The organism is Streptomyces davaonensis JCM 4913 (assembly GCF_000349325.1).
Taxonomy (GTDB): domain Bacteria; phylum Actinomycetota; class Actinomycetes; order Streptomycetales; family Streptomycetaceae; genus Streptomyces; species Streptomyces davaonensis.
In genome coordinates this window covers 3,165,089-3,185,926 of record NC_020504.1, presented here as the reverse complement: position 1 = coordinate 3,185,926, position 20,838 = coordinate 3,165,089, and the positions used below count along the sequence as shown (strand labels likewise).

The window sequence follows — 20,838 nt, the reverse complement described above, 5'->3', positions numbered from 1 at the left end:
GTGGCATGGGTGAAGAAAGCAGACGAAATGTCTCACCTGCTCGACTCCGTCGACGCCGCGTCGCTGCGCAGCGACCTCCCGGCCTTCCGCCCGGGTGACACCGTCAACGTCCACGTCCGCGTCATCGAGGGCAACCGCTCCCGTGTGCAGCAGTTCAAGGGCGTAGTCATCCGTCGCCAGGGCGCCGGTGTCCGCGAGACCTTCACGGTCCGCAAGGTCTCCTTCTCGGTGGGCGTCGAGCGCACCTTCCCGGTGCACACCCCGATCGTCGAGAAGATCGAGCTCGTCACCAAGGGTGACGTGCGTCGCGCCAAGCTGTACTACCTCCGTGAGCTCCGCGGCAAGGCCGCGAAGATCAAGGAGAAGCGCGAGAACTGAGCGCTTTCGGTACGTCACAGCGGGGCCGGATAGCATCTGGCCCCGATGGACACCGAAGCACAGCCGACGGAGCGCGACCGCTCCTCCCGCCCTTCCGGAACCGAGGACACCTCGGCTGCGAGAGGGCCGGAGGGACGGTCGCGTTTCGCGTTGGTGTCGCGGATCACCCACTGGCTGCCGGGCGGGTGGATCAGCCTGACCTTGCTGGTCTTCCTGGTCTTTCTGCTGCTCCTCAACACCTTCGTGCTCCAGCCGTTCCAGATCCCCAGCGGATCCATGGAGCGCGGATTGAGGATCGGGGACCGCGTTCTCGTAAATAAGTTGGCGTACCGTTTCGGTGCTCAGCCGCAGCGTGGCGATGTCGTCGTGTTCGACGGAACCGGGTATTTCGGGGACGCGGACTACATCAAACGCGTTGTCGGTGTGGGGGGAGACCACGTGGTCTGCTGCGACAAGGAGGGGAGGATCCAGGTGAACGGCCGGTCGGTCGACGAGTCGGCGTTCCTGTACGCCGGGGACGATCCGTCGAGCGTCTCCTTCGACCTCGTCGTGCCCGAGGGCACCCTCTTCGTCCTCGGCGACCACCGCAGCGCCTCCAGCGACTCCCGCGACCACCTGGGCTCCCCGGGCGGCGGCATGATCCCCGTCGGTGACGTCATCGGCCGGGCCGACTGGATCGTCTGGCCCACCGACCACTGGACCCGCCTGGAGCGTCCCGACGCCTACGCGCGCGTGCCCGAATCGGACGGTGCCCATGGGTAACCGCGGAAAGCCTCGCGGGGCACCCAGCAGCGCCGCCGACAACCTCCTGCCCACCGGCTCCCGGCGCGCCTTCTCGGCGGCCGGCGGCCGGTCACGCGCGGAGCGCCGCAAGCTCCAGCGCAAGGTCAAGCGCCGACGCAGGCGCAGCGCGATCAAGGAGATCCCGCTCCTGGTCGGTGTCGCGGTGCTCATAGCGCTGGTCCTGAAGACCTTCCTCGTACAGGCCTTCGTGATCCCGTCCGGCTCTATGGAGCAGACGATCCAGATCGGCGACCGGGTCCTGGTCGACAAGCTCACCCCGTGGTTCGGCTCCAAGCCGCAGCGCGGGGACGTCGTCGTGTTCAAGGACCCGGGCGGCTGGCTCCAGGACGAGCAGCCCACCGCCAAGAAGGAAGACCCCGTCGTCATCAAGCAGATCAAGGAAGGGCTCACCTTCATCGGCCTGCTGCCGTCGGAGGACGAGAAGGACCTGATCAAGCGGGTCGTCGGAGTGGGCGGCGACCGGGTCAAGTGCTGTGACACCCAGGGCCGGGTCACCGTCAACGGCGTCCCGCTGTCCGAGCAGGACTACCTCTTCCCCGGGAACGCCCCCTCACAGACCCCGTTCGACATCACCGTCCCCGAGGGGCGCCTTTGGGTGATGGGCGACCACCGGGCCGACTCCGCCGACTCCCGATCGCACCAGGACCAGAACGGCGGCACCGTCTCCGAGGACGAGGTGGTGGGCCGCGCCATGGTCATCGCCTGGCCCTTCGGTCACTGGGGCTCCCTGGACGAACCGAAAACCTACGCATCCGTCTCCGACTCGGCCACCGGGTCGACCGCGGCTCCCGAGCTGTCGCATAGGGTTGCCCCCGACGATCCGAACGGAACGATCCGACTCCCGACCCCTGCGGAACTCCCGCTCGTTATGGGAGTGGTGGGCCTGCGTCGCCTCTGGGGCAGGCAGCGGCACAGAGTAAGGAGTTGGCGTGGGGGATGTGGCGGTAGGCGCACGATCCGGGCACGACGGCGAGGACCGCGGACGCCCCGCGGAATCGGCCGCCCCGGCCTCGGACGGCGCCGTGACCTCCGGGAATGAATCCGGCCCGGCCGACGAGGCCACGACGGCCGGGGACCGGACCCGCACGGACGACCAGGGACCGGGTGACTCGGCCCCCACGGTGAAGAAGCCCCGCTCCTTCTGGAAGGAGCTGCCCATCCTGATCGGTATCGCGCTGGTGCTGGCGCTGCTGATCAAGACGTTCCTGGTGCAGGCCTTCTCCATCCCGTCCGACTCGATGCAGAACACCCTCCAGCAGGGCGACCGGGTCCTGGTCGACAAGCTCACGCCCTGGTTCGGCTCCGAGCCCGAGCGCGGCGAGGTCGTCGTCTTCCACGACCCCGACAAGTGGCTGCTGGGCGAGCCGACGCCCGAGCCGAACGCCCTTCAGACGTTCCTCAGCTGGATCGGCCTGATGCCGTCGGCGGAGGAGAAAGACCTGATCAAGCGGGTCATCGGAGTCGGCGGTGACACGGTCGAGTGCAAGGGCACCGGCCCGCTGAAGGTCAACGGCAAGGCGCTGAACGAGACGTCGTACGTCTACCCGGGCAACACCCCGTGCACCGTGGACGACCAGGGCGGCCAGTTCAAGGTGAAGGTGCCCGAGGGCTACATCTGGGTCATGGGCGACCACCGGCAGAACTCCCGGGACTCCCGCTACAACCAGGCGGACGCCAACAAGGGCATGGTCCCGGTCGACAAGGTCGTCGGACGCGCCATCGTCGTCGCCTGGCCGATCAACCGCTGGGACACCCTGCCGGTGCCCGACACCTTCGACCAGAACCTCAGCGCCCAGGCGGCGGCCGTCGCCCCCGAGGGCCTCGCCCTCGCCGGTGTCCTGCCGATCGCCCTGTGGCGCCGTCGGCGATCCCGCCAGGGCGCCGAATGATCCAGACCGTGGGCTGACCCGGGGGCGTACCCCCGGGTAGGGTGCGGACCCATGGGTGGTGAGAGCACGACACGTACGGCCCCGCCGAGCAGCGGAGGCAACGGCCCGGCGGGCACCAAGCTCGGACAGCGACTGTCCGGGATTGCCGTGGCGCTGGGCCTGGTGCTGTTCCTGGGCGGTTTCGCCTGGGCGGCGGTGATCTACCGGCCGTACACCGTGCCCACCAGTTCGATGACGCCGACCATCGACGCCGGTGAGCGGGTGCTGGCCGAGCGGATCGACGGGGAGGACATCCGCCGTGGTGACGTCGTGGTCTTCAACGACGCGAACTGGGCGAACGCTCCCGTGGTCAAGCGGGTCGTGGCCGTCGGCGGTGACACCGTCGCCTGCTGCACGGACGGCAAACTGACGGTCGACGGCAAGAAGATCGACGAACCGTATCTGCCCGAGGGCAGCCTGGCCGAGATCCAGAACTTCCCGACGGTGACCGTCCCCGAGGGACGGCTGTTCCTGCTCGGTGACGAGCGGTCGGGCTCGCTGGACTCCACCGCACATCTGACGGACGCCGCGAGCGGCACGGTCTCGCGGGACGTGGTGACGGCCCGGGTCGACGCCGTCGTCTGGCCGATGGACGGCATGCTGGAGCGCCCCACCGGCTTCGAGAAGCTGGGCGCGCTCTCCTCGCCGGGTCCGCTGCGCATGATGATCGCCCTGATTGTGGTGGGCGCGGTACTGGTGCTCGGCGGTGGCGCCTACGGTCCGGTGGCGAAGCGGCTCGGCGGCCGGTCCCGTACCAGGACGGAGCCCGTGGGTGCCCGCTGAGGACACGTACGCGGGCGGTCTGCGCAAGGTCGCGCGGGTGGTGCTGCTGGACCCCGAGAACCGCATTCTGCTCCTGCACGGCCATGAGCCGGAGGATGTGAGTGACGACTGGTGGTTCACGCCGGGCGGTGGCGTCGAGGGCGACGAGACCCGGGAGCAGGCCGCGTTGCGGGAACTCGCGGAGGAGACCGGCATCACCGAGGTCGATCTCGGTCCGGTGCTGTGGCGGCGGACGTGCTCGTTCCCGTTCGCGGGGCGCCGCTGGGACCAGGACGAGTGGTACTACCTGGCCCGTACGACACAGACGGCGACGCGGGCCCTCGCCCTGACCGAGCTGGAGCGGCGCAGTGTCGCCGGAGCGCGCTGGTGGACGTGTCAGGAACTGACCCGGGCACATGAGACGGTGTATCCGACCAGACTCGCCGAGCTGCTGCGCAGGCTGCTCGACGAAGGTCCCCCGGCCGGGCCCGTGACCCTTGACACCGAAATCGTCTAGGGGCTCGCGGGACTGGCGCACAATGGTGGGATCGCACGGCTGAAGGGGAACATGCCATGAGCGCCGAGGACCTCGAAAAGTACGAGACCGAGATGGAGCTCAAGCTCTACCGGGAGTACCGCGATGTCGTCGGTCTGTTCAAATACGTGATCGAGACCGAGCGGCGCTTCTACCTCACCAACGACTACGAGATGCAGGTGCACTCGGTCCAGGGGGAGGTGTTCTTCGAGGTGTCCATGGCGGATGCCTGGGTCTGGGACATGTATCGGCCGGCCCGCTTCGTGAAGCAGGTGCGGGTGCTCACGTTCAAGGACGTGAATATCGAGGAGCTGAACAAGAGCGACCTCGAACTGCCGAGCGGGTGACGGAGTTATCCACAACTAGGGAGTCATCCCCCAAGATCATTTCCATGGGGGCGGATGCGTGATCGTCGGTGCCGGAGGTGGTGCCGACATGAACGCACGCAGTGCACTCGGCAAGTACGGAGAGAGGCTGGCCGCCCGACGGCTGGCCGAGGCCGGGATGACGGTCCTGGAGCGCAACTGGCGCTGTGGCCGGACCGGCGAGATCGACATCGTGGCGCGGGACGGGGACGCGCTGGTCGTCTGTGAGGTGAAGACCCGCAGGGGCGACTGCTTCGAGCATCCCATGGCCGCGGTGACCCCCGAGAAGGCGGAACGCCTGCGCGATCTGGCCGAACGCTGGATCCAGACCCACGGCGGAGCCCCACCCGGCGGTGTCCGCATCGACGTGATCGGAGTCCTGCTCCCCGAACGGGGCGCACCCGTCGTCGAGCACGTGCGGGGGGTGGCCTGATGGGTTTCGCACGCACCTGCTCAGTGGCCCTCGTCGGCGTCGAAGGCGTGGTCGTAGAGGTCCAGGCCGACCTGGAACCGGGCGTCGCGGCTTTCACGCTGGTGGGGTTGCCGGACAAGAGCTTGACCGAGAGCCGGGACCGGGTTCGGGCTGCTGTGGTGAATTCGGGGGCCGAGTGGCCGCAGAAGAAGCTGACGGTGGGACTCAGCCCGGCATCGGTCCCCAAGGCGGGCAGTGGCTTCGACCTGGCTGTCGCCTGCGCGGTACTGGGAGCCGCGGAACGGATCGATCCGCGGGTGCTCGCCGACATCGTGATGATCGGGGAGCTGGGTCTGGACGGGCGGGTACGGCCCGTCCGGGGCATCCTCCCGGCCGTGCTGGCCGCGGCGAGCGCCGGATACGAACAGGTGGTCGTGCCGGAGTGCGCCGCCGCCGAGGCATCCCTGGTACCTGGCGTCTCCGTACTCGGCGTGCGCAGTCTGCGCCAGCTGATCGCCGTGCTGGCGGACGAACCCGTGCCGGACGAGGAACCCGACGAGCCGGGGCGCCCCGACCCACTGCTCGCCGGACTGCGCGTGCCGGGCACGGGCGCGGCCACCGGGATGCACAGCTCCGGAGCGGCACAACACGACAGCGGGCATGATCTCGCCGACGTCGTGGGCCAGCACTCCGCCCGTACGGCCGTGGAGGTCGCCGCGGCGGGCGGGCACCATCTGTTCCTGGAAGGGCCGCCCGGCGCGGGCAAGACGATGCTCGCGGAGCGGCTGCCCGCCATCCTGCCCAGGCTGGCCAGGGAGGAGTCGCTGGAGGTCACCGCGGTGCACTCGGTGGCGGGACTGCTGCCTCCGGGCAAGCCCCTGATCGACATCCCGCCCTACTGCGCCCCGCACCACTCGGCGACCATGCAGGCACTGGTCGGCGGTGGCCCCGGCATCGCCCGTCCGGGCGCCGTGTCGCTCTCCCACCGAGGCGTCCTGTTCCTGGACGAGACCCCCGAGTTCAGTGGCCAGGCCCTCGACGCGCTCCGGCAGCCCCTGGAGTCCGGGCATGTCGTGATCGCACGCAGCGCGGGTGTCGTCCGGTTCCCGGCGAAGTTCCTGATGGTGCTCGCGGCCAACCCCTGCCCCTGTGGCCGCTTCTCGCAGAACGACGACTTCTGCGAATGCCCGCCCACCGCGATCCGCCGCTACCAGGCCCGGCTCTCCGGGCCCCTCCTCGACCGGGTCGATCTACGGGTCGAGGTCGACCGGATCACCCGCGCCGAACTCACCGAGCGCGACGCCCGGGGCGAGTCCACGGCGACCGTGGCCGCCCGGGTTCGGCAGGCCAGAGAGCGAGCGACCGCCCGCCTGGCCGGCACACCCTGGCGGACGAACGGCGAGGTGCCGGGCCGGGAACTGCGCAGCCGCTGGTACGCCGCACCCGGCGCGATGGACGAGGCCGAGCGGAACCTGGAGCGCGGCGTGCTCACGGCGCGCGGACTCGACCGCGTCCTGCGGGTCGCCTGGACCGTCGCCGACCTCGTCGGCCACGACCGACCCGACGCGATGGACGTCGCCCTCGCGCTGCAACTGCGCACCGGGGTCCCCCGAGGGGTCCCCATGGCCATCGGGGCGTTGACGTGAGCCGCGCCGACGATCCCGACGACGAACTCCACGACCGGGTCTTCCTCGCCAGGGTTCTCGAACCCGGGGACGAGGTCGCCGGGCGCTGGTTGCGGGAGGTGGGGGCTCGGGAGGTTGCCGGGCGGTTGCGGGGGAGGGCGCCACGGTTCGAGGGGATCAGCGAGCGGCGGTGGGGTGGGCTGTTGGCTCGGGCTGAACGGGCTGATCCTGGGCGGGATCTTGAGGTCGCCGGGGAGGCGGGGGTGCGGTTTGTGTGTCCGGGGGATGCGGAGTGGCCGGGCCAGCTCGATGACCTCGGGGATGCTCGGCCCGTGGGGTTATGGGTTCGGGGGCGGCCCAGCCTGCGGATGTGGGCGTTGCGGTCTGTGGCGGTGGTCGGGGCTCGGGCCTGTACGGAGTACGGGGCCCATGTGGCGGCCACCTTGGCGTCCGGGCTCGCCGAGCGGGGGTGGGTGGTGGTTTCCGGGGGTGCCTATGGCGTTGACGGGGCCGCTCATCGGGGGGCTCTTGCCGCGGGTGGGGCGACCGTTGCCGTGCTGGCCTGCGGGGTTGATCGGCCGTACCCCCGTGGGCACACCCAGTTGATCACTCGGATCGCGGAACAGGGGCTCGTCATCGGGGAGTTGCCGCCCGGTGATCATCCGACGCCGAGCAGGTTCATCGTCCGCAACCGGGTGATCGCCGCGCTCACCCGGGGCACCGTGGTCGTCGAGGCCGCGCATCGCAGCGGGTCGCTGGCCACCGCGCGGGCGGCGCAGCGGCTGGGGCGCCACACGATGGGGGTACCGGGGCCGGCGACCAGTGGACTCTCCGCCGGGGTGCACGAGCTGCTGCGCGGGGAGGCCGTGCTGGTCACCGACGCCGCGGAAGTCGTCGAACTCGTCGGAGACATGGGGGAGCTCGCGCCCGACCGGCGCGGGCCCGTCCTGCCGCGGGATCTGCTGGCGCCGGGCGCGCGTCGGGTGCTGGCCGCGCTGCCCGGCAGCCGCGCGGCCCCGCTCGGCGAGATCGCCCGCGGGGCGCAGACCACGGATGACGACGCCGTCGCCCGGCTGTACGAACTCCGAGCACTTGGTTACGTCGAACGACACGGCGACGGCTGGAAGTTGACACGCCAGGCGATGATCTCGGTCCGCGGAGGTCGGAGTCGATGCTGACCGAGCGTGTTCGGCCGTCCGGGGGAACCGTGACGCCCTTGGAAATTCCCGCAGTTGATGCCCGGGGCCGATCACACAGAGCGACGGGCATGCCCCGAGGGGGCGCCTAGCGGAACGTATCTGCGCACGCCCCGAGCCTCGGCCTTCGCACACCGCAACACTCCAGTCACGCTACGCTCACGTGAATTCCGGTGCAGACCGGCAACACGGCACCAGACCCGTACCAGACCGACAGCTCACCCAGGCACCCGCACTTCACGGCAGAACGGCACAAGGCGACGAATGCCCCAGCACACCTCCGGGTCCGACCGGGCGGCGATCCCCCCAGCCGCCCGCGACGGTGGCAACGTGCGGCCGCCCGCTCCCTCGACGCTCGACGAGCTGTGGCGGTCGTACAAGGCGACGGGGGACGAGCGGCTGCGTGAGCAGCTGATCCTGCACTACTCGCCGCTCGTGAAATACGTGGCCGGGCGGGTCAGCGTCGGGCTGCCGCCCAACGTGGAGCAGGCCGACTTCGTGTCCTCGGGGGTGTTCGGGCTGATCGACGCGATCGAGAAGTTCGACATCGACCGGGAGATCAAGTTCGAGACGTACGCGATCACCCGGATCCGGGGCGCGATGATCGACGAGCTGAGGGCGCTGGACTGGATTCCGCGGTCGGTGCGGCAGAAGGCGCGGAACGTGGAGCGGGCGTACGCGACGCTGGAGGCGCGGCTGCGGCGGACGCCGTCGGAGGGGGAGGTGGCCGCCGAGATGGGGATCGCGGTGGACGAACTCCACTCGGTCTTCAGCCAGTTGTCGCTGGCCAACGTGGTGGCGCTGGAGGAGTTGCTCCATGTGGGGGGTGAGAGCGGCGACGGGCTGAGCGTCATGGACACATTGGAGGACACCGCCGCGGACAACCCCGTGGAGGTGGCCGAGGACCGGGAACTGCGGCGGTTTCTGGCGCGGGCGATCAATACGCTCCCGGAGCGCGAGAAGACCGTGGTGACGCTGTACTACTACGAGGGGCTCACGCTGGCCGAGATCGGGAACGTGCTGGGGGTGACCGAGAGCCGGGTGAGTCAGATCCACACCAAGTCGGTACTTCAGTTGCGGGCGAAGCTGGCGAGTTTCGGCCGCTGAGTCATGGTCGGTCGGCGGGAGCTACTCCCGTCCCGGGCGGTGCGTCCGTAGAGTGGTTGACGTGCCAAGGATTCGAGCGGCCTCCGTGGCCGAGCACCGGTCGATGCAGCGAGCCGCCCTGCTGGACGCGGCTCGTTCCCTGCTGTCCGAGGGTGGGACGGAAGCGCTGACGTTTCCGGCGCTCGCCGAGCGGACGGGGCTCGCCCGGTCTTCTGTGTACGAGTACTTCCGGTCACGGGCCGCCGTGGTCGAGGAGCTGTGCGAGGTCGATTTTCCGGTCTGGGCCGCCGAGGTCTCGGCGGCGATGGCTGCGGCGGACGGGGCCGAGGCGAAGGTCGAGGCGTATGTGCGGGCGCAGCTCGCGCTGGTGGGGGATCGGCGGCACCGGGCGGTGGTCGCGATCTCCGCGAGCGAGCTGGATGCCGGGGCTCGGGAGAAGATCCGGGCCGCGCATGGTGGGCTCGTCGCGATGATCGGCGAGGCGCTGGGGGAGCTGGGGCACGCGGAGCCCCGGTTGGCGGCGATGCTGCTTCAGGGGGTTGTGGACGCGGCCGTGCGGCGGATCGAGCTGGGGGCGGCGGAGGAGCCGTCGGCGATCACGGATGCGGCGGTGTCCATGGCGCTGCGGGGTGTGCGGGGCTGAGCTGGGTTTCCCGCAGTTAGGGAAGAGGGATCCCCAATACCGGCAGCAGGATCGACGGGCCCCTGTTCAGTAGCGTCAATGGGTTCAGGTACGTGTCTCCCCTCCGTAAGCCCCAGTGGAGGCACGACGTCGGGCAATGGGGCGGCGGAGTGGCTTCGGCCACCGTGCCGATCACCTGGCCGGCCCGAACCTCCGCTCCCTTCTTCACCTCCGGATCGATCGGCTCGTACGTCGTTCGGAGGGGTGGGGTGCCGGTGTTCTTGTGTTCGATGGAGATGACGCCTCTTCCTGCCACGCGGCCTGCGAAGTAGACCCTGCCCGCTCTCAGCACTCGTACCGGTGTGCCCACCGGGGCCGCCAGGTCCACTCCTCTGTGGCCTCGGGCGTAAGGGGTAGGCGGGGGGTCCCAGCCGCGCAGGACCTCGGGGTCGGGCACCGGCCAGGTGGTCACGGCCGTTGCGGTGGCGGACAGGGCGGGCGGCTGTGGGGTTCCGCCCGGCAGTAGTAGGACGGCCAGGGTCAGCGCCGTCGCCGCACCTGCGCATCGTTTCGCTCGCATCCGCCCAGGCTCCCCGCGCCCCGGCGATCATGGCGTGATCTGTGGACCACCCCCCGCTTGTGGACAGCGGCGTCACCCGGTGCCTTCTCGGTCCCGTACACTTCTGTTGGCGATCCGGGTCACCGGGTCGACTTCGCACGCCCCGACATCGGGTCGACAAAACGACCCGTGTCAGCGCTCCTCGGTCCTTCGTGGCACGGCGCATGTGGGCGTCAGGCGCGGGAGCCGTCCGGCATCCGCGGCACAACCGAGAAACTCAAGGAGAACGGCCATGGCCGTCGTCACGATGCGGGAGCTGCTGGAGAGCGGCGTCCACTTCGGTCACCAGACCCGTCGCTGGAACCCGAAGATGAAGCGCTTCATCTTCACCGAGCGCAACGGCATCTACATCATCGACCTGCTCCAGTCGCTGTCGTACATCGACCGCGCCTACGAGTTCGTCAAGGAGACCGTTGCCCACGGCGGCACGGTCATGTTCGTCGGTACGAAGAAGCAGGCGCAGGAGGCCATCGCCGAGCAGGCCACCCGCGTCGGCATGCCCTACGTCAACCAGCGCTGGCTGGGCGGCATGCTCACCAACTTCTCGACCGTCTACAAGCGCCTTCAGCGCCTGAAGGAGCTCGAGCAGATCGACTTCGAGGACGTCGCCGCGTCCGGTCTGACCAAGAAGGAGCTTCTCGTGCTCTCGCGCGAGAAGGCCAAGCTGGAGAAGACCCTCGGCGGTATCCGCGAGATGCAGAAGGTGCCCAGCGCCGTCTGGATCGTGGACACCAAGAAGGAGCACATCGCCGTTGGTGAGGCCCGGAAGCTGAACATCCCGGTCGTCGCGATCCTCGACACCAACTGCGACCCCGACGAGGTCGACTACAAGATCCCGGGCAACGACGACGCGATCCGCTCCGTCACCCTGCTCACCCGCGTGATCGCCGACGCCGTCGCCGAGGGCCTCATCGCCCGTTCCGGCGTCGCCACCGGCGACAAGGGTGAGAAGGCCGCGGGCGAGCCGCTCGCCGAGTGGGAGCGCGACCTGCTCGAGGGTGAGAAGAAGGCCGACGAGGCTGCTCCCGCCGCCGAGGAGGCCCCGGCTGCGGAGGCCCCCGCTGCCGAGGCTCCGGCCGCGGACGCCGAGCAGGCCTGATCAGTCAGCGTTGACGGCGGGGGCGGCGACATCCGGATCGCCCCCGCCGTTCACCCGTAGATTCGCCTTCTCCATCTCGATGTGGAAGGTGGATCGGGTAGATCTCCCCGACTTCGAGAAAGACTCAACGACTCATGGCGAACTACACCGCCGCCGACGTCAAGAAGCTCCGTGAGCTCACGGGCGCCGGCATGATGGACTGCAAGAAGGCGCTCGACGAGGCCGATGGCAACGTCGACAAGGCCGTCGAGGCGCTCCGGATCAAGGGCCAGAAGGGTGTCGCCAAGCGCGAGGGCCGCTCCGCCGAGAACGGCGCCGTGGTCTCCCTCATCGCCGACGACAACACCTCCGGCGTCCTCGTCGAGCTGAAGTGCGAGACGGACTTCGTCGCCAAGGGTGACAAGTTCCAGGCCGTCGCCACCCAGATCGCGCAGCACGTCGCCGCCACCTCCCCGGCCGACCTGGAGGCGCTGCTCGCCTCCGAGATCGAGGCCGGCAAGACCGTTCAGGCGTTCGTCGACGAGGCCAACGCCAACCTCGGCGAGAAGATCGTCCTCGACCGCTTCGCGCAGTTCTCGGACGGCTTCGTCTACGCCTACATGCACCGCACCATGCCCGACCTGCCCCCGCAGATCGGTGTCCTGGTCGAGCTGGACAAGGCCGACGCCGACCTGGCCAAGGGCGTTGCCCAGCACATCGCCGCCTTCGCGCCGAAGTACCTCTCCAAGGAGGACGTGCCGGCCGAGGTCGTCGAGTCCGAGCGCCGCGTCGCCGAGGAGACCACCCGCGCCGAGGGCAAGCCCGAGGCCGCCCTGCCGAAGATCGTCGAGGGTCGCCTCAACGGCTTCTTCAAGGACGCCACGCTGCTCGGCCAGCCCTACGCGCTCGACAACAAGAAGTCCGTCGAGAAGGTTCTGGCGGAGGCCGGTGTCACCCTGAAGCGCTTCACGCGCATCAAGGTCGGCATCTGAGTCCGTACCGCGAACGACGCGCGACCCCGATAGGGTCGACAGCAGTCGCCCCGGTACGCCGTCACCTGCGTGGCGGACGACAGCAGATCTGACGAGGAGGCCATTGCCGCGCATGGGATGCCAACACCCCACCGGCAATGGCCTTCTTCGTATGTGCAACACGTGAAAGAGGCGGGATCTCCATGACCACCAAGGCCCAGAAGAGCGACGACGGCAAAGTACGCGGCCGGTTTCTGCTGAAGCTGTCCGGTGAGGCATTCTCCGGTGGCGGGGGCCTGGGCGTGGACCCCGACGTGGTGCACAAGATCGCCCGTGAGATCGCGGCCGTCGTGCGGGACGGCGCGGAGATCGCCGTCGTCATCGGCGGCGGCAACTTCTTCCGCGGCGCGGAACTCCAGCAGCGCGGCATGGACCGCGCCCGCTCGGACTACATGGGCATGCTCGGCACCGTGATGAACTGCCTCGCCCTCCAGGACTTCCTGGAGAAGGAGGGCATCGACAGCCGGGTCCAGACCGCCATCACCATGGGCCAGGTCGCCGAGCCGTACATCCCGCTGCGCGCCGTGCGCCACCTGGAGAAGGGCCGTGTGGTCATCTTCGGCGCCGGTATGGGCATGCCGTACTTCTCCACCGACACCACCGCCGCCCAGCGCGCCCTGGAGATCGACGCCGAGGCCCTGCTGATGGGCAAGAACGGCGTGGACGGGGTCTACGACTCCGACCCCAAGGCCAACCCGGACGCGGTCAAGTTCGACTCCCTCGGCTACGGCGAGGTCATCACCCGGGACCTCAAGGTCGCCGACGCCACGGCCATCACGCTGTGCCGCGACAACAAGCTCCCGATCCTCGTCTTCGAGCTTCTGGCGGAGGGCAATATCGCCCGCGCCGTCAAGGGTGAGAAGATCGGCACGCTTGTGGGTGACCAGGACAGCCGGGACTGACAGGCAACACCTACGGACCCTGACCGGGGGATGGACAATGTTCTGCCGGTCGGGAACCGTGCAGGAAGAAGACGCGACGCAGCCGGCCGCCGCCCCCACGCATACGGAACAGCAGCCGGGCCTACTCAAGACGCAGGAGCAAGTGGTGATCGAAGAGACCCTCCTCGAGGCCGAGGAGAAGATGGAGAAGGCCGTCGTGGTCGCCAAGGAGGACTTCGCCGCGATCCGCACCGGCCGTGCGCACCCGGCGATGTTCAACAAGATCGTGGCCGACTACTACGGCGCGCCGACGCCGATCAACCAGTTGGCCTCGTTCTCCGTGCCGGAGCCGCGCATGGCGGTCGTGACCCCGTTCGACAAGAGCGCGCTGCGCAACATCGAGCAGGCGATCCGCGACTCCGACCTGGGCGTCAACCCGAGCAACGACGGCAACATCATCCGTGTGGTGTTCCCCGAGCTCACCGAGGAGCGCCGCCGCGACTACATCAAGGTCGCCAAGGGCAAGGCCGAGGACTCGCGCGTCTCCATCCGCTCGGTGCGCCGCAAGGCCAAGGACGCGATCGATAAGCTCGTCAAGGACGGCGAGGTCGGCGAGGACGAGGGCCGCCGTGCGGAGAAGGAGCTCGACGACGCGACGCACAAGTACGTCGCCCAGGTGGACGAGCTCCTGAAGCACAAGGAAGCGGAGCTGCTCGAGGTCTGATGAACGACTCTTCCTGGGGCGCTCCGCCACACGCCGGCTCATCGGCCGGGTATTGGGGACCGTCCGACCAGGGGCCTGTCCAGGGGGCTGCCCCGGCGGGTCCCGCGTACGATGCGCCTCAGGCGCAGCACACTCGCCCCATGCCCATCGTGCCCGACGTACCCGCGTATGGCGGAGACCAGGATGACGACCGGGGGGCCGCTCGGCTGAGCGGCCCCTTGTTCCGCGACGAGACGCCGCAGGCGCAGACCTACCCGGCCGCGCCGCAGAATCCGGAGCCCATGCACGACGCCCCGCAGCCGGCGCCGCGACCGCAGAAGAAGAGCGCGGGACGCGACCTGGGTGCGGCCATAGGTGTCGGCGTCGGGCTCGGCGTGGTGATCGTCGCCTCGCTGTTCGTCGTCAAGGCCGTCTTCGTCGGCGTGGTCGCGGTCGCCGTCGTCGTGGGTCTGTGGGAGCTGACCCAGCGGCTGGAGGAGCGCAAGCAGATCAAGGCGCCGCTCGTCCCGCTGGCGCTCGGCGGTGCGGCGATGGTCGTCGCCGGGTACGTCCGCGGGGCCGAGGGCGCCTGGGTGGCGATGGCGCTGACCGCGCTGGCCGTCCTGGTCTGGCGGATGACCGAACCGCCCGAGGGCTACCTCAAGGACGTCACGGCGGGCGTCTTCGCGGCGTTCTACGTCCCCTTCCTGGCGACGTTCGTCGCGATGATGCTGACCGCCGACGACGGCGCCTGGCGGGTGCTGACGTTCCTGCTGCTCACCGTCGTCAGCGACACCGGCGCGTACGCCATCGGCTGGCGCTTCGGCAAGCACAAGCTCGCCCCGCGCATCAGCCCCGGCAAGACCCGCGAGGGGCTGCTGGGAGCGGTCTCCTTCGCCATGGTCGCGGGCGCGCTGTGCATGCAGTTCCTGATCGACGACGGCACCTGGTGGCAGGGGCTGCTGCTGGGCCTCGCGGTCGCGGCGAGCGCCACGCTGGGCGACCTCGGCGAGTCGATGATCAAGCGCGACCTGGGCATCAAGGACATGGGCACCTTGCTGCCGGGCCACGGCGGCATCATGGACCGCCTGGACTCGCTGCTGCCGACGGCTCCGGTGGTGTGGCTGCTGCTGGTGCTGTTCGTCGGATCCGGCTGAGGATCAACCTTGAACGAGCCCCCGCTTCGGCGGGGGCTCTGCTGTTCACTTCGGCACTCCGGTGGGACGATTTGGGTGTACGCCCGCCAAGGGGGTTCACCATGTCCGCCATCCGACATTCCATTGACGTCGACCGGACTCCCGCCGACGTCTTCGCCTACATCACCGACCCCTCCCACCTGCCCGAATGGCAGCTGAGCGCGGTCAAGGCAGAGCCACTCGAAGAGGGGCCCGTCCATCCCGGCTCCCAGGTCAAGGTCACTCGCCGCATCGGCAATCGCGAGATCCCGATGATGATCGAGTTCGACGACGTCGACCCGCCCCGCACCTGGGACCTGCACGGAGTCGGGGGCCCGGTCAGGCCCCGCACGCACGGTTCGATCGAACCGCTCGACGAGGGCCGCCGCTCCCGCGTGACGATAGAGATCGACTTCGAGGGCCATGGCCTGGGCAGGGCCCTGGTGCCCCTCGTCGTCCGTCCCCAGGTCCGCAAGGAGCTCCCCCGCGACGAGGCACTCCTCAAGGAGAGGCTGGAGGGGACCACCGCGTAATCGGGCGGCCTGGCCACACCAATCGATCTGCGACACTGGTACGGCCATGCCTAAGCCCGGAGAACTCACATTCGTCGCCCCGCGCGGAGCCAAGAAGCCGCCGCGGCATCTCGCCGATCTCTCGCCCGCCGAGCGCAAGGACGCCGTCGCGGCGATCGGGGAGAAGCCGTTTCGTGCCAAGCAGCTCTCGCAGCACTACTTCGCGCGGTACACCCACGACCCCGAGCAGTGGACCGACATCCCCGCCGGGGCGCGCGGAAAGCTGCGCGAGGAGTTGTTCCCCGAGCTGATGACGGTCGTACGGCATCTGTCGACCGACCAGGGGACCACCCGTAAGACGCTGTGGCGGCTGTTCGACGGGACGCTCGTCGAGTCGGTGCTGATGCGGTATCCGGACCGGGTGACCATGTGCATCAGCTCCCAGGCGGGGTGCGGGATGAACTGTCCCTTCTGCGCCACCGGGCAGGCCGGGCTCGACCGGAATCTGTCCACCGCCGAGATCGTCCATCAGATCGTCGACGGGATGCGGGCGCTGCGGGACGGGGACGTGCCCGGGGGGCCCGCCCGGCTGTCCAACATCGTCTTCATGGGCATGGGCGAGCCGCTCGCCAACTACAACCGGGTCGTCGGGTCCATCCGGCGGCTCACCGACCCCGAGCCGGACGGGCTCGGGCTGTCGCAGCGCGGGATCACCGTCTCCACCGTCGGTCTCGTCCCGGCCATCCACCGGTTCTCCGACGAGGGCTTCAAGTGCCGGCTCGCGATCTCGCTGCACGCGCCCGACGACGAGCTGCGTGACACCCTCGTCCCGGTGAACACCCGCTGGAAGGTCCGCGAGGTCCTGGACGCCGGGTTCGAGTACTCCGCGAAGTCCGGGCGTCGGCTCTCCATCGAGTACGCCCTCATCCGGGACATCAACGACCAGGCCTGGCGCGGTGACCGGCTCGGACGGCTGCTCAGGGGCAAGCCCGTGCATGTCAATCTGATTCCGCTGAATCCGACTCCGGGGTCCAAGTGGACCGCCTCGCGGCCCGAGGACGAGAAGGCGTTCGTGGAGGCCATCGCCGCCCACGGGGTGCCGGTGACCATCCGGGACACCCGAGGTCAGGAGATCGACGGGGCGTGTGGTCAGCTCGCGGCCACCGAGCGGTAGTCTGAGCGCGTACATCCGTACGCACATCTTCATATCCGACAGGGGAGCGCGACAGCGCTGAGAGTGCGGCGATCGGGCCGCAGACCCTCTGAACCTCGCCCAGGTCATTCTGGGTAGGAAGTTCGGTCATCACCGTGAACAACAAGAAGTTTCTGGCTGTCTTCGTCGGCCTCGGCCTCGTCGTGCTGTCCGCGTGCGGGTCGTCCGACGACAGCGAGTCCTCCGGCGGCTCCAAGTCCGTCACCCTCGTCAGCCACGACTCGTGGGCGGTGTCCAAGGACGTCCTCGCCGAGTTCGAGAAGAGCTCCGGGTACAAGGTCAAGGTCCTGGAGGACGGCGACGCCGGGCAGGCCGTCAACAAGGCCATCCTGACCAAGGACAACCCGCAGGGCGACGCCTTCTTCGGGGTCGACAACACCCTGCTGTCCCGGGCCCTCGACAACGGGCTCTTCCAGCCGTACGAGGCGAAGGGGCTCGACCAGATCGACGCCACCTTCCAGCTCGACGGGGACGAGCACCGGGTCACGCCCGTCGACTACGGCGACATCTGCGTCAACTACGACAAGCAGTACTTCGCCGACCACAAGCTGGCCCCGCCGTCCTCCCTCGATGACCTGATCAAGCCGGAGTACAAGAACCTCCTGGTCACCGAGAACGCCTCCACCTCCTCGCCCGGCCTCGGCTTCCTGCTCGGCACGGCCGCGCAGTACGGCGACGACGGCTGGCAGGACTACTGGACGAAGCTGAAGGCCAACGGCGTGAAGGTCGTCGACGGCTGGGAGCAGGCGTACAACGAGGAGTTCTCCGGCTCCGCCGGCGGCAAGGCCGCGAAGGCGGATCGGCCGCTCGTCGTCTCGTACGCCTCCTCGCCGCCCGCCGAGGTGATCTACGCCGACCCCAGGCCCAAGACCGCGCCGACCGGCGTCGCCGAGGGCACCTGCTTCCGGCAGATCGAGTTCGCGGGCCTGCTGAGCAACGCGAAGAACAGCGAGGGCGGCAAGGCCCTGATCGACTTCCTGGTCAGCAAGAAGTTCCAGGAGGACATGCCGCTCAACATGTTCGTCTACCCCGTGGTCGAGGCGGCGAGCGTGCCCGCCGAGTTCACCGAGTACGGGCCCGCGGCCGAGAACCCCCAGACCATGGACCCCGCGAAGATCGCCAAAAATCGCGATGAGTGGGTCAAGTCGTGGACCTCGCTCGTACTGAAGTAGCCCGCCCGAGGAGGCACGCGGCGCGGCTGGGTCTGCTGACCCTGCCCGTCGCGTTCTTCGGCGTCTTCTTCGCCTACCCCGTCACCGCGATCGTCGCGCGTGGTCTGCACGCCGACGGGGCCTGGCACTTCGGCCGGATCTGGGACGTCATCGGCCAGCCGGACATCCGCCACGTCCTGTGGTTCACCACCTGGCAGGCCCTCGCCTCCACCGCGCTGACCCTGCTGGTCGCGCTGCCCGGCGCCTACGTCTTCGCCCGCTACGACTTCCCTGGCAAGCAAGTCCTGCGGGCCGTGGTGACGGTGCCGTTCGTGCTGCCGACGGTCGTCGTCGGTACGGCCTTCCTGGCGCTGGTCGGCCGGGGCGGACTGCTCGACGAGCTGTGGGGTCTACGGCTGGACACGACCGTGTGGGCGATCCTGCTGGCGCATGTCTTCTTCAACTACGCGGTCGTCGTGCGCACCGTCGGCGGTCTGTGGGCGCAGCTCGATCCGCGGCAGGAGGAGGCGGCCCGGATGCTCGGGGCGTCGCGCCTGAAGGCCTGGCGGCAGATCACCCTCCCCGCCCTCGGCCCGGCCGTGGCCGCCGCCACCCTGATGGTCTTCCTGTTCACCTTCACCTCCTTCGGTGTCGTGCAGATCCTCGGCGGCCCCACCTTCTCCACCCTCGAAGTGGAGATCTACCGTCAGACCTCCGAGATCTTCGACCTGGCCACGGCCGCCGTGCTCACCCTCGTCCAATTCGCCGCCGTCGGCGCGATTCTCGCCGTGCACGCCTGGACGGTACGGCGGCGGGAGACGGCACTTCGCCTGGTGGACGCCTCGCTGACCGCGCGCCGCCCGCGCGGAGCCGGGCAGTGGGCGCTGCTGGCCGGCGTCCTCGTCACCATCGTCGTACTGCTCCTGCTGCCCCTCGCCGTGCTGGTGCAACGGTCCCTGGACGCGCCCGGGTTCGCCTACTACCGGGAGCTGACCTCGGCCGACGGCGGGGCCTTCCTGGTCCCGCCGATCGAGGCCATCGGTAACTCGCTGGAGTACGCCGCCGTCGCGACCGCCGTCGCGGTGCTGGTCGGCGGGCTCGCCGCCGCCGCGCTGACCCGGCGGGACGCGGGGCGGTTCGTACGGGGCTTCGACGCGCTGCTGATGCTGCCGCTCGGGGTGTCCGCGGTGACCGTCGGGTTCGGGTTCCTGATCGCGCTGGACGAGCCGCCGCTCGATCTGCGGGCCAGCTGGATCCTGGTGCCGCTGGCCCAGGCACTGGTCGGCGTCCCCTTCGTCGTACGGACCATGCTCCCGGTGCTGCGCGCTGTGGATCAGCGGCTGCGGGAGGCGGCGGCCGTGCTCGGGGCGTCGCCGTGGCGGGTGTGGCGGGAGGTGGATCTGCCGATGGTGCGGCGGGCGCTGCTCATCGCGGCCGGGTTCGCCTTCGCGGTGTCGCTCGGGGAGTTCGGGGCGACCGTGTTCATCGCGCGGCCGGACAATCCGACGCTTCCGGTCGCCGTGGCCAAGCTGCTCGGCCGGGCCGGTGAGCTCAACTACGGCCAGGCGATGGCACTTTCGACGATTCTGATGGTGGTGTGCGCGGTGGCGCTGCTGGTGCTGGAGCGGCTGCGGACCGATCGGACGGGGGAGTTCTGATGCTGCTGAGCCTGGAGAACGCGACCGTGCGGTTCGGCGGGCGGGCCGTGCTCGACTCGGTCGACCTGTCGGTGGCCGAGCACGAGGTGGTGTGCGTCCTCGGGCCGAGCGGCAGCGGCAAGTCGACGCTGTTGCGGGCGGTCGCGGGCCTTCAGCCGCTGGACGCGGGGCGGGTGACACTCGACGGGAACGACCAGAACGGCATTCCCGCGCATCGGCGGGGAGTTGGGCTGATGTTCCAGGATCATCAGCTCTTCCCCCAGCGGGACGTGGGCGGCAATGTCGCCTTCGGGCTGCGGATGCATGGGGCGTCGAAGGCGGAACAGGCCGACCGGGTGCGCGAGTTGCTCGACCTCGTCGGTCTTCCCGGTGCCGACCGCCGGGCCGTGGCCTCGCTCTCCGGCGGGGAGCAGCAGCGCGTGGCGCTCGCGCGGGCGCTGGCGCCCCGGCCGCGGCTGCTGATGCTCGACGAGCCGCTCGGGCAGCTCGACCGCTCGCTGCGGGAGCGGCTTGTGGTGGAACTGCGGGAGCTGTTCAGCGAGTTGGGTACGACCGTGCTCGCGGTCACGCACGACCAGGGCGAGGCCTTCGCGCTCGCCGACCGGGTCGTGGTGATGCGGGACGGGCGGATCGCCCAGACGGGCACGCCACTTGAGGTCTGGCAGCGGCCGGCGGACGAGTTCGTCGCGCGCTTTCTCGGCTTCGACAATGTGGTTCCGGCGACGGTTGCCGGGCAGGTCGCCGCCACTGCCTGGGGCAAGCTTCCGGTGCCTGACGACACGCCTGAGGGCAACCGTACGCTGCTCGTCCGGCCCGCGGGGGTGCGGTTGGTCGCCGCCGACCAGGGGCTGCGTTGTTCTGTGGCCGCCCGTACCTTCAAGGGCACCCATGTCGCCGTACATCTTCAGCCTGAGGATGCGCCTCGGCTGGAGGCCGCGTGTGCGCTCCGCGCGGCGCCGGATGTGGGGGACGAGGTGGGGGTGGAGTTCGATGTGGCCGAAATTGTGGTGATGGGAGTGCCGCAGTAGGGCGGGTGCGGCGCCGTTGGGGCTGGTCGCGCAGTTCCCCGCGCCCCTGAGGGTG

General features: G+C 69.5%; 23 protein-coding genes. 22 read left to right on the top strand and 1 reads right to left on the bottom strand.

Annotation, left to right across the window (positions count from 1 at the left end; genetic code table 11):
• Positions 1–27 precede the first annotated feature (27 nt).
• The 12 genes from rplS to BN159_RS13580 all read left to right on the top strand — a co-directional run bounded on the left by rplS (position 28) and on the right by BN159_RS13580 (position 9,755).
• The gene (gene rplS, locus BN159_RS13635; protein WP_015657568.1) at positions 28–378 is read left to right on the top strand and encodes a 50S ribosomal protein L19; all 351 of its coding nucleotides are present in this window, start codon (positions 28–30) and stop codon (positions 376–378) included.
• Between the two features lie 45 nt (positions 379–423).
• Positions 424–1,140: a signal peptidase I gene (gene lepB, locus BN159_RS13630; protein WP_015657567.1), complete on the top strand. Its 717-nt coding sequence runs from the start codon at positions 424–426 to the stop codon at positions 1,138–1,140.
• Positions 1,133–2,221 carry a signal peptidase I gene (gene lepB, locus BN159_RS13625; protein WP_015657566.1) on the top strand — a complete coding sequence of 363 codons (1,089 nt, stop codon included), beginning with the start codon at positions 1,133–1,135 and terminating at the stop codon, positions 2,219–2,221. Before lepB (BN159_RS13630) ends, lepB (BN159_RS13625) begins: the two co-directional genes overlap by 8 nt.
• Positions 2,112–3,071, top strand: a complete 960-nt coding sequence (gene lepB / locus BN159_RS13620; RefSeq protein WP_041819239.1) for a signal peptidase I — start codon at positions 2,112–2,114, stop codon at positions 3,069–3,071. The genes lepB (BN159_RS13625) and lepB (BN159_RS13620) overlap by 110 nt, the downstream gene beginning before the upstream one ends.
• A 51-nt stretch (positions 3,072–3,122) precedes the next feature.
• Positions 3,123–3,893: a signal peptidase I gene (lepB, locus tag BN159_RS13615; RefSeq protein ID WP_015657564.1), complete on the top strand. Its 771-nt coding sequence runs from the start codon at positions 3,123–3,125 to the stop codon at positions 3,891–3,893.
• Positions 3,883–4,389, top strand: coding sequence for an NUDIX hydrolase (locus BN159_RS13610; RefSeq protein ID WP_015657563.1), 507 nt, complete (start codon positions 3,883–3,885; stop codon positions 4,387–4,389). Before lepB (BN159_RS13615) ends, BN159_RS13610 begins: the two co-directional genes overlap by 11 nt.
• 56 nt (positions 4,390–4,445) lie before the next feature.
• Positions 4,446–4,754, top strand: coding sequence for a DUF2469 domain-containing protein (locus tag BN159_RS13605; protein WP_003993268.1), 309 nt, complete (start codon positions 4,446–4,448; stop codon positions 4,752–4,754).
• A gap of 88 nt (positions 4,755–4,842) precedes the next feature.
• On the top strand, positions 4,843–5,205 hold the full coding sequence (locus tag BN159_RS13600) for a YraN family protein (RefSeq protein ID WP_015657562.1): 363 nt from the start codon (positions 4,843–4,845) through the stop codon (positions 5,203–5,205).
• Positions 5,205–6,830: a YifB family Mg chelatase-like AAA ATPase gene (locus BN159_RS13595; protein ID WP_015657561.1), complete on the top strand. Its 1,626-nt coding sequence runs from the start codon at positions 5,205–5,207 to the stop codon at positions 6,828–6,830. The genes BN159_RS13600 and BN159_RS13595 overlap by 1 nt, the downstream gene beginning before the upstream one ends.
• The gene (dprA, locus tag BN159_RS13590) at positions 6,827–7,987 is read left to right on the top strand and encodes a DNA-processing protein DprA (protein WP_041819235.1); all 1,161 of its coding nucleotides are present in this window, start codon (positions 6,827–6,829) and stop codon (positions 7,985–7,987) included. Before BN159_RS13595 ends, dprA begins: the two co-directional genes overlap by 4 nt.
• Before the next feature lie 282 nt (positions 7,988–8,269).
• Positions 8,270–9,112 (top strand): RNA polymerase sigma factor WhiG, encoded by an 843-nt coding sequence (gene whiG / locus BN159_RS13585; protein ID WP_015657559.1) that lies wholly within the window; start codon positions 8,270–8,272, stop codon positions 9,110–9,112.
• An 85-nt stretch (positions 9,113–9,197) separates the two neighbouring features.
• Positions 9,198–9,755: a TetR/AcrR family transcriptional regulator gene (locus BN159_RS13580; RefSeq protein ID WP_041819232.1), complete on the top strand. Its 558-nt coding sequence runs from the start codon at positions 9,198–9,200 to the stop codon at positions 9,753–9,755.
• A gap of 16 nt (positions 9,756–9,771) precedes the next feature.
• Here the strand turns inward: BN159_RS13580 and BN159_RS43905 are convergent, their stop codons facing one another.
• Positions 9,772–10,314: a M23 family metallopeptidase gene (locus BN159_RS43905; protein WP_015657557.1), complete on the bottom strand. Its 543-nt coding sequence runs from the start codon at positions 10,312–10,314 to the stop codon at positions 9,772–9,774.
• Positions 10,315–10,585: 271 nt separating this feature from the next.
• Between BN159_RS43905 and rpsB the strand changes: the two genes are divergently transcribed.
• From rpsB to BN159_RS13530, 10 genes are all read left to right on the top strand, one after another.
• Positions 10,586–11,452, top strand: a complete 867-nt coding sequence (rpsB, locus tag BN159_RS13575; protein ID WP_015657556.1) for a 30S ribosomal protein S2 — start codon at positions 10,586–10,588, stop codon at positions 11,450–11,452.
• A gap of 134 nt (positions 11,453–11,586) precedes the next feature.
• On the top strand, positions 11,587–12,423 hold the full coding sequence (gene tsf / locus BN159_RS13570) for a translation elongation factor Ts (protein WP_015657555.1): 837 nt from the start codon (positions 11,587–11,589) through the stop codon (positions 12,421–12,423).
• Positions 12,424–12,605: 182 nt separating this feature from the next.
• Positions 12,606–13,364 (top strand): UMP kinase, encoded by a 759-nt coding sequence (gene pyrH / locus BN159_RS13565; RefSeq protein WP_015657554.1) that lies wholly within the window; start codon positions 12,606–12,608, stop codon positions 13,362–13,364.
• Positions 13,365–13,509: 145 nt separating this feature from the next.
• On the top strand, positions 13,510–14,067 hold the full coding sequence (gene frr / locus BN159_RS13560) for a ribosome recycling factor (RefSeq protein ID WP_041821334.1): 558 nt from the start codon (positions 13,510–13,512) through the stop codon (positions 14,065–14,067).
• On the top strand, positions 14,067–15,203 hold the full coding sequence (locus BN159_RS13555; protein WP_078598798.1) for a phosphatidate cytidylyltransferase: 1,137 nt from the start codon (positions 14,067–14,069) through the stop codon (positions 15,201–15,203). The genes frr and BN159_RS13555 overlap by 1 nt, the downstream gene beginning before the upstream one ends.
• A gap of 101 nt (positions 15,204–15,304) precedes the next feature.
• Positions 15,305–15,754 carry an SRPBCC family protein gene (locus BN159_RS13550; RefSeq protein ID WP_015657551.1) on the top strand — a complete coding sequence of 150 codons (450 nt, stop codon included), beginning with the start codon at positions 15,305–15,307 and terminating at the stop codon, positions 15,752–15,754.
• Between the two features lie 46 nt (positions 15,755–15,800).
• Entirely contained in the window at positions 15,801–16,907 is a 1,107-nt protein-coding gene (rlmN, locus tag BN159_RS13545) for a 23S rRNA (adenine(2503)-C(2))-methyltransferase RlmN (RefSeq protein ID WP_015657550.1), read from the top strand.
• A 134-nt stretch (positions 16,908–17,041) separates the two neighbouring features.
• The gene (locus BN159_RS13540) at positions 17,042–18,118 is read left to right on the top strand and encodes a thiamine ABC transporter substrate-binding protein (protein ID WP_015657549.1); all 1,077 of its coding nucleotides are present in this window, start codon (positions 17,042–17,044) and stop codon (positions 18,116–18,118) included.
• The gene (locus BN159_RS13535) at positions 18,094–19,755 is read left to right on the top strand and encodes an ABC transporter permease (RefSeq protein ID WP_015657548.1); all 1,662 of its coding nucleotides are present in this window, start codon (positions 18,094–18,096) and stop codon (positions 19,753–19,755) included. Before BN159_RS13540 ends, BN159_RS13535 begins: the two co-directional genes overlap by 25 nt.
• A complete protein-coding gene (locus BN159_RS13530; RefSeq protein WP_015657547.1) occupies positions 19,755–20,783 on the top strand; it encodes an ABC transporter ATP-binding protein in 1,029 nt (342 codons plus the stop codon). The genes BN159_RS13535 and BN159_RS13530 overlap by 1 nt, the downstream gene beginning before the upstream one ends.
• The last annotated feature ends 55 nt before the right edge of the window (positions 20,784–20,838 follow it).

Excerpts from the sequence above, each read along its gene's own strand:
- BN159_RS13555 (WP_078598798.1), top strand. The coding sequence starts at position 14,067 with ATGAACGACTCTTCCTGGGGCGCTCCGCCACACGCCGGCTCATCGGCC.
- BN159_RS13605 (WP_003993268.1), top strand. The coding sequence starts at position 4,446 with ATGAGCGCCGAGGACCTCGAAAAGTACGAGACCGAGATGGAGCTCAAG.
- rlmN (WP_015657550.1), top strand. The coding sequence starts at position 15,801 with ATGCCTAAGCCCGGAGAACTCACATTCGTCGCCCCGCGCGGAGCCAAG.
- lepB (WP_015657564.1), top strand. The coding sequence starts at position 3,123 with ATGGGTGGTGAGAGCACGACACGTACGGCCCCGCCGAGCAGCGGAGGC.
- BN159_RS13550 (WP_015657551.1), top strand. The coding sequence starts at position 15,305 with ATGTCCGCCATCCGACATTCCATTGACGTCGACCGGACTCCCGCCGAC.
- BN159_RS43905 (WP_015657557.1), bottom strand. The coding sequence starts at position 10,314 with ATGCGAGCGAAACGATGCGCAGGTGCGGCGACGGCGCTGACCCTGGCC.
- BN159_RS13530 (WP_015657547.1), top strand. The coding sequence starts at position 19,755 with ATGCTGCTGAGCCTGGAGAACGCGACCGTGCGGTTCGGCGGGCGGGCC.
- BN159_RS13595 (WP_015657561.1), top strand. The coding sequence starts at position 5,205 with ATGGGTTTCGCACGCACCTGCTCAGTGGCCCTCGTCGGCGTCGAAGGC.
- tsf (WP_015657555.1), top strand. The coding sequence starts at position 11,587 with ATGGCGAACTACACCGCCGCCGACGTCAAGAAGCTCCGTGAGCTCACG.
- rpsB (WP_015657556.1), top strand. The coding sequence starts at position 10,586 with ATGGCCGTCGTCACGATGCGGGAGCTGCTGGAGAGCGGCGTCCACTTC.
- BN159_RS13600 (WP_015657562.1), top strand. The coding sequence starts at position 4,843 with ATGAACGCACGCAGTGCACTCGGCAAGTACGGAGAGAGGCTGGCCGCC.
- lepB (WP_015657567.1), top strand. The coding sequence starts at position 424 with ATGGACACCGAAGCACAGCCGACGGAGCGCGACCGCTCCTCCCGCCCT.
- lepB (WP_015657566.1), top strand. The coding sequence starts at position 1,133 with ATGGGTAACCGCGGAAAGCCTCGCGGGGCACCCAGCAGCGCCGCCGAC.
- whiG (WP_015657559.1), top strand. The coding sequence starts at position 8,270 with ATGCCCCAGCACACCTCCGGGTCCGACCGGGCGGCGATCCCCCCAGCC.
- rplS (WP_015657568.1), top strand. The coding sequence starts at position 28 with ATGTCTCACCTGCTCGACTCCGTCGACGCCGCGTCGCTGCGCAGCGAC.
- pyrH (WP_015657554.1), top strand. The coding sequence starts at position 12,606 with ATGACCACCAAGGCCCAGAAGAGCGACGACGGCAAAGTACGCGGCCGG.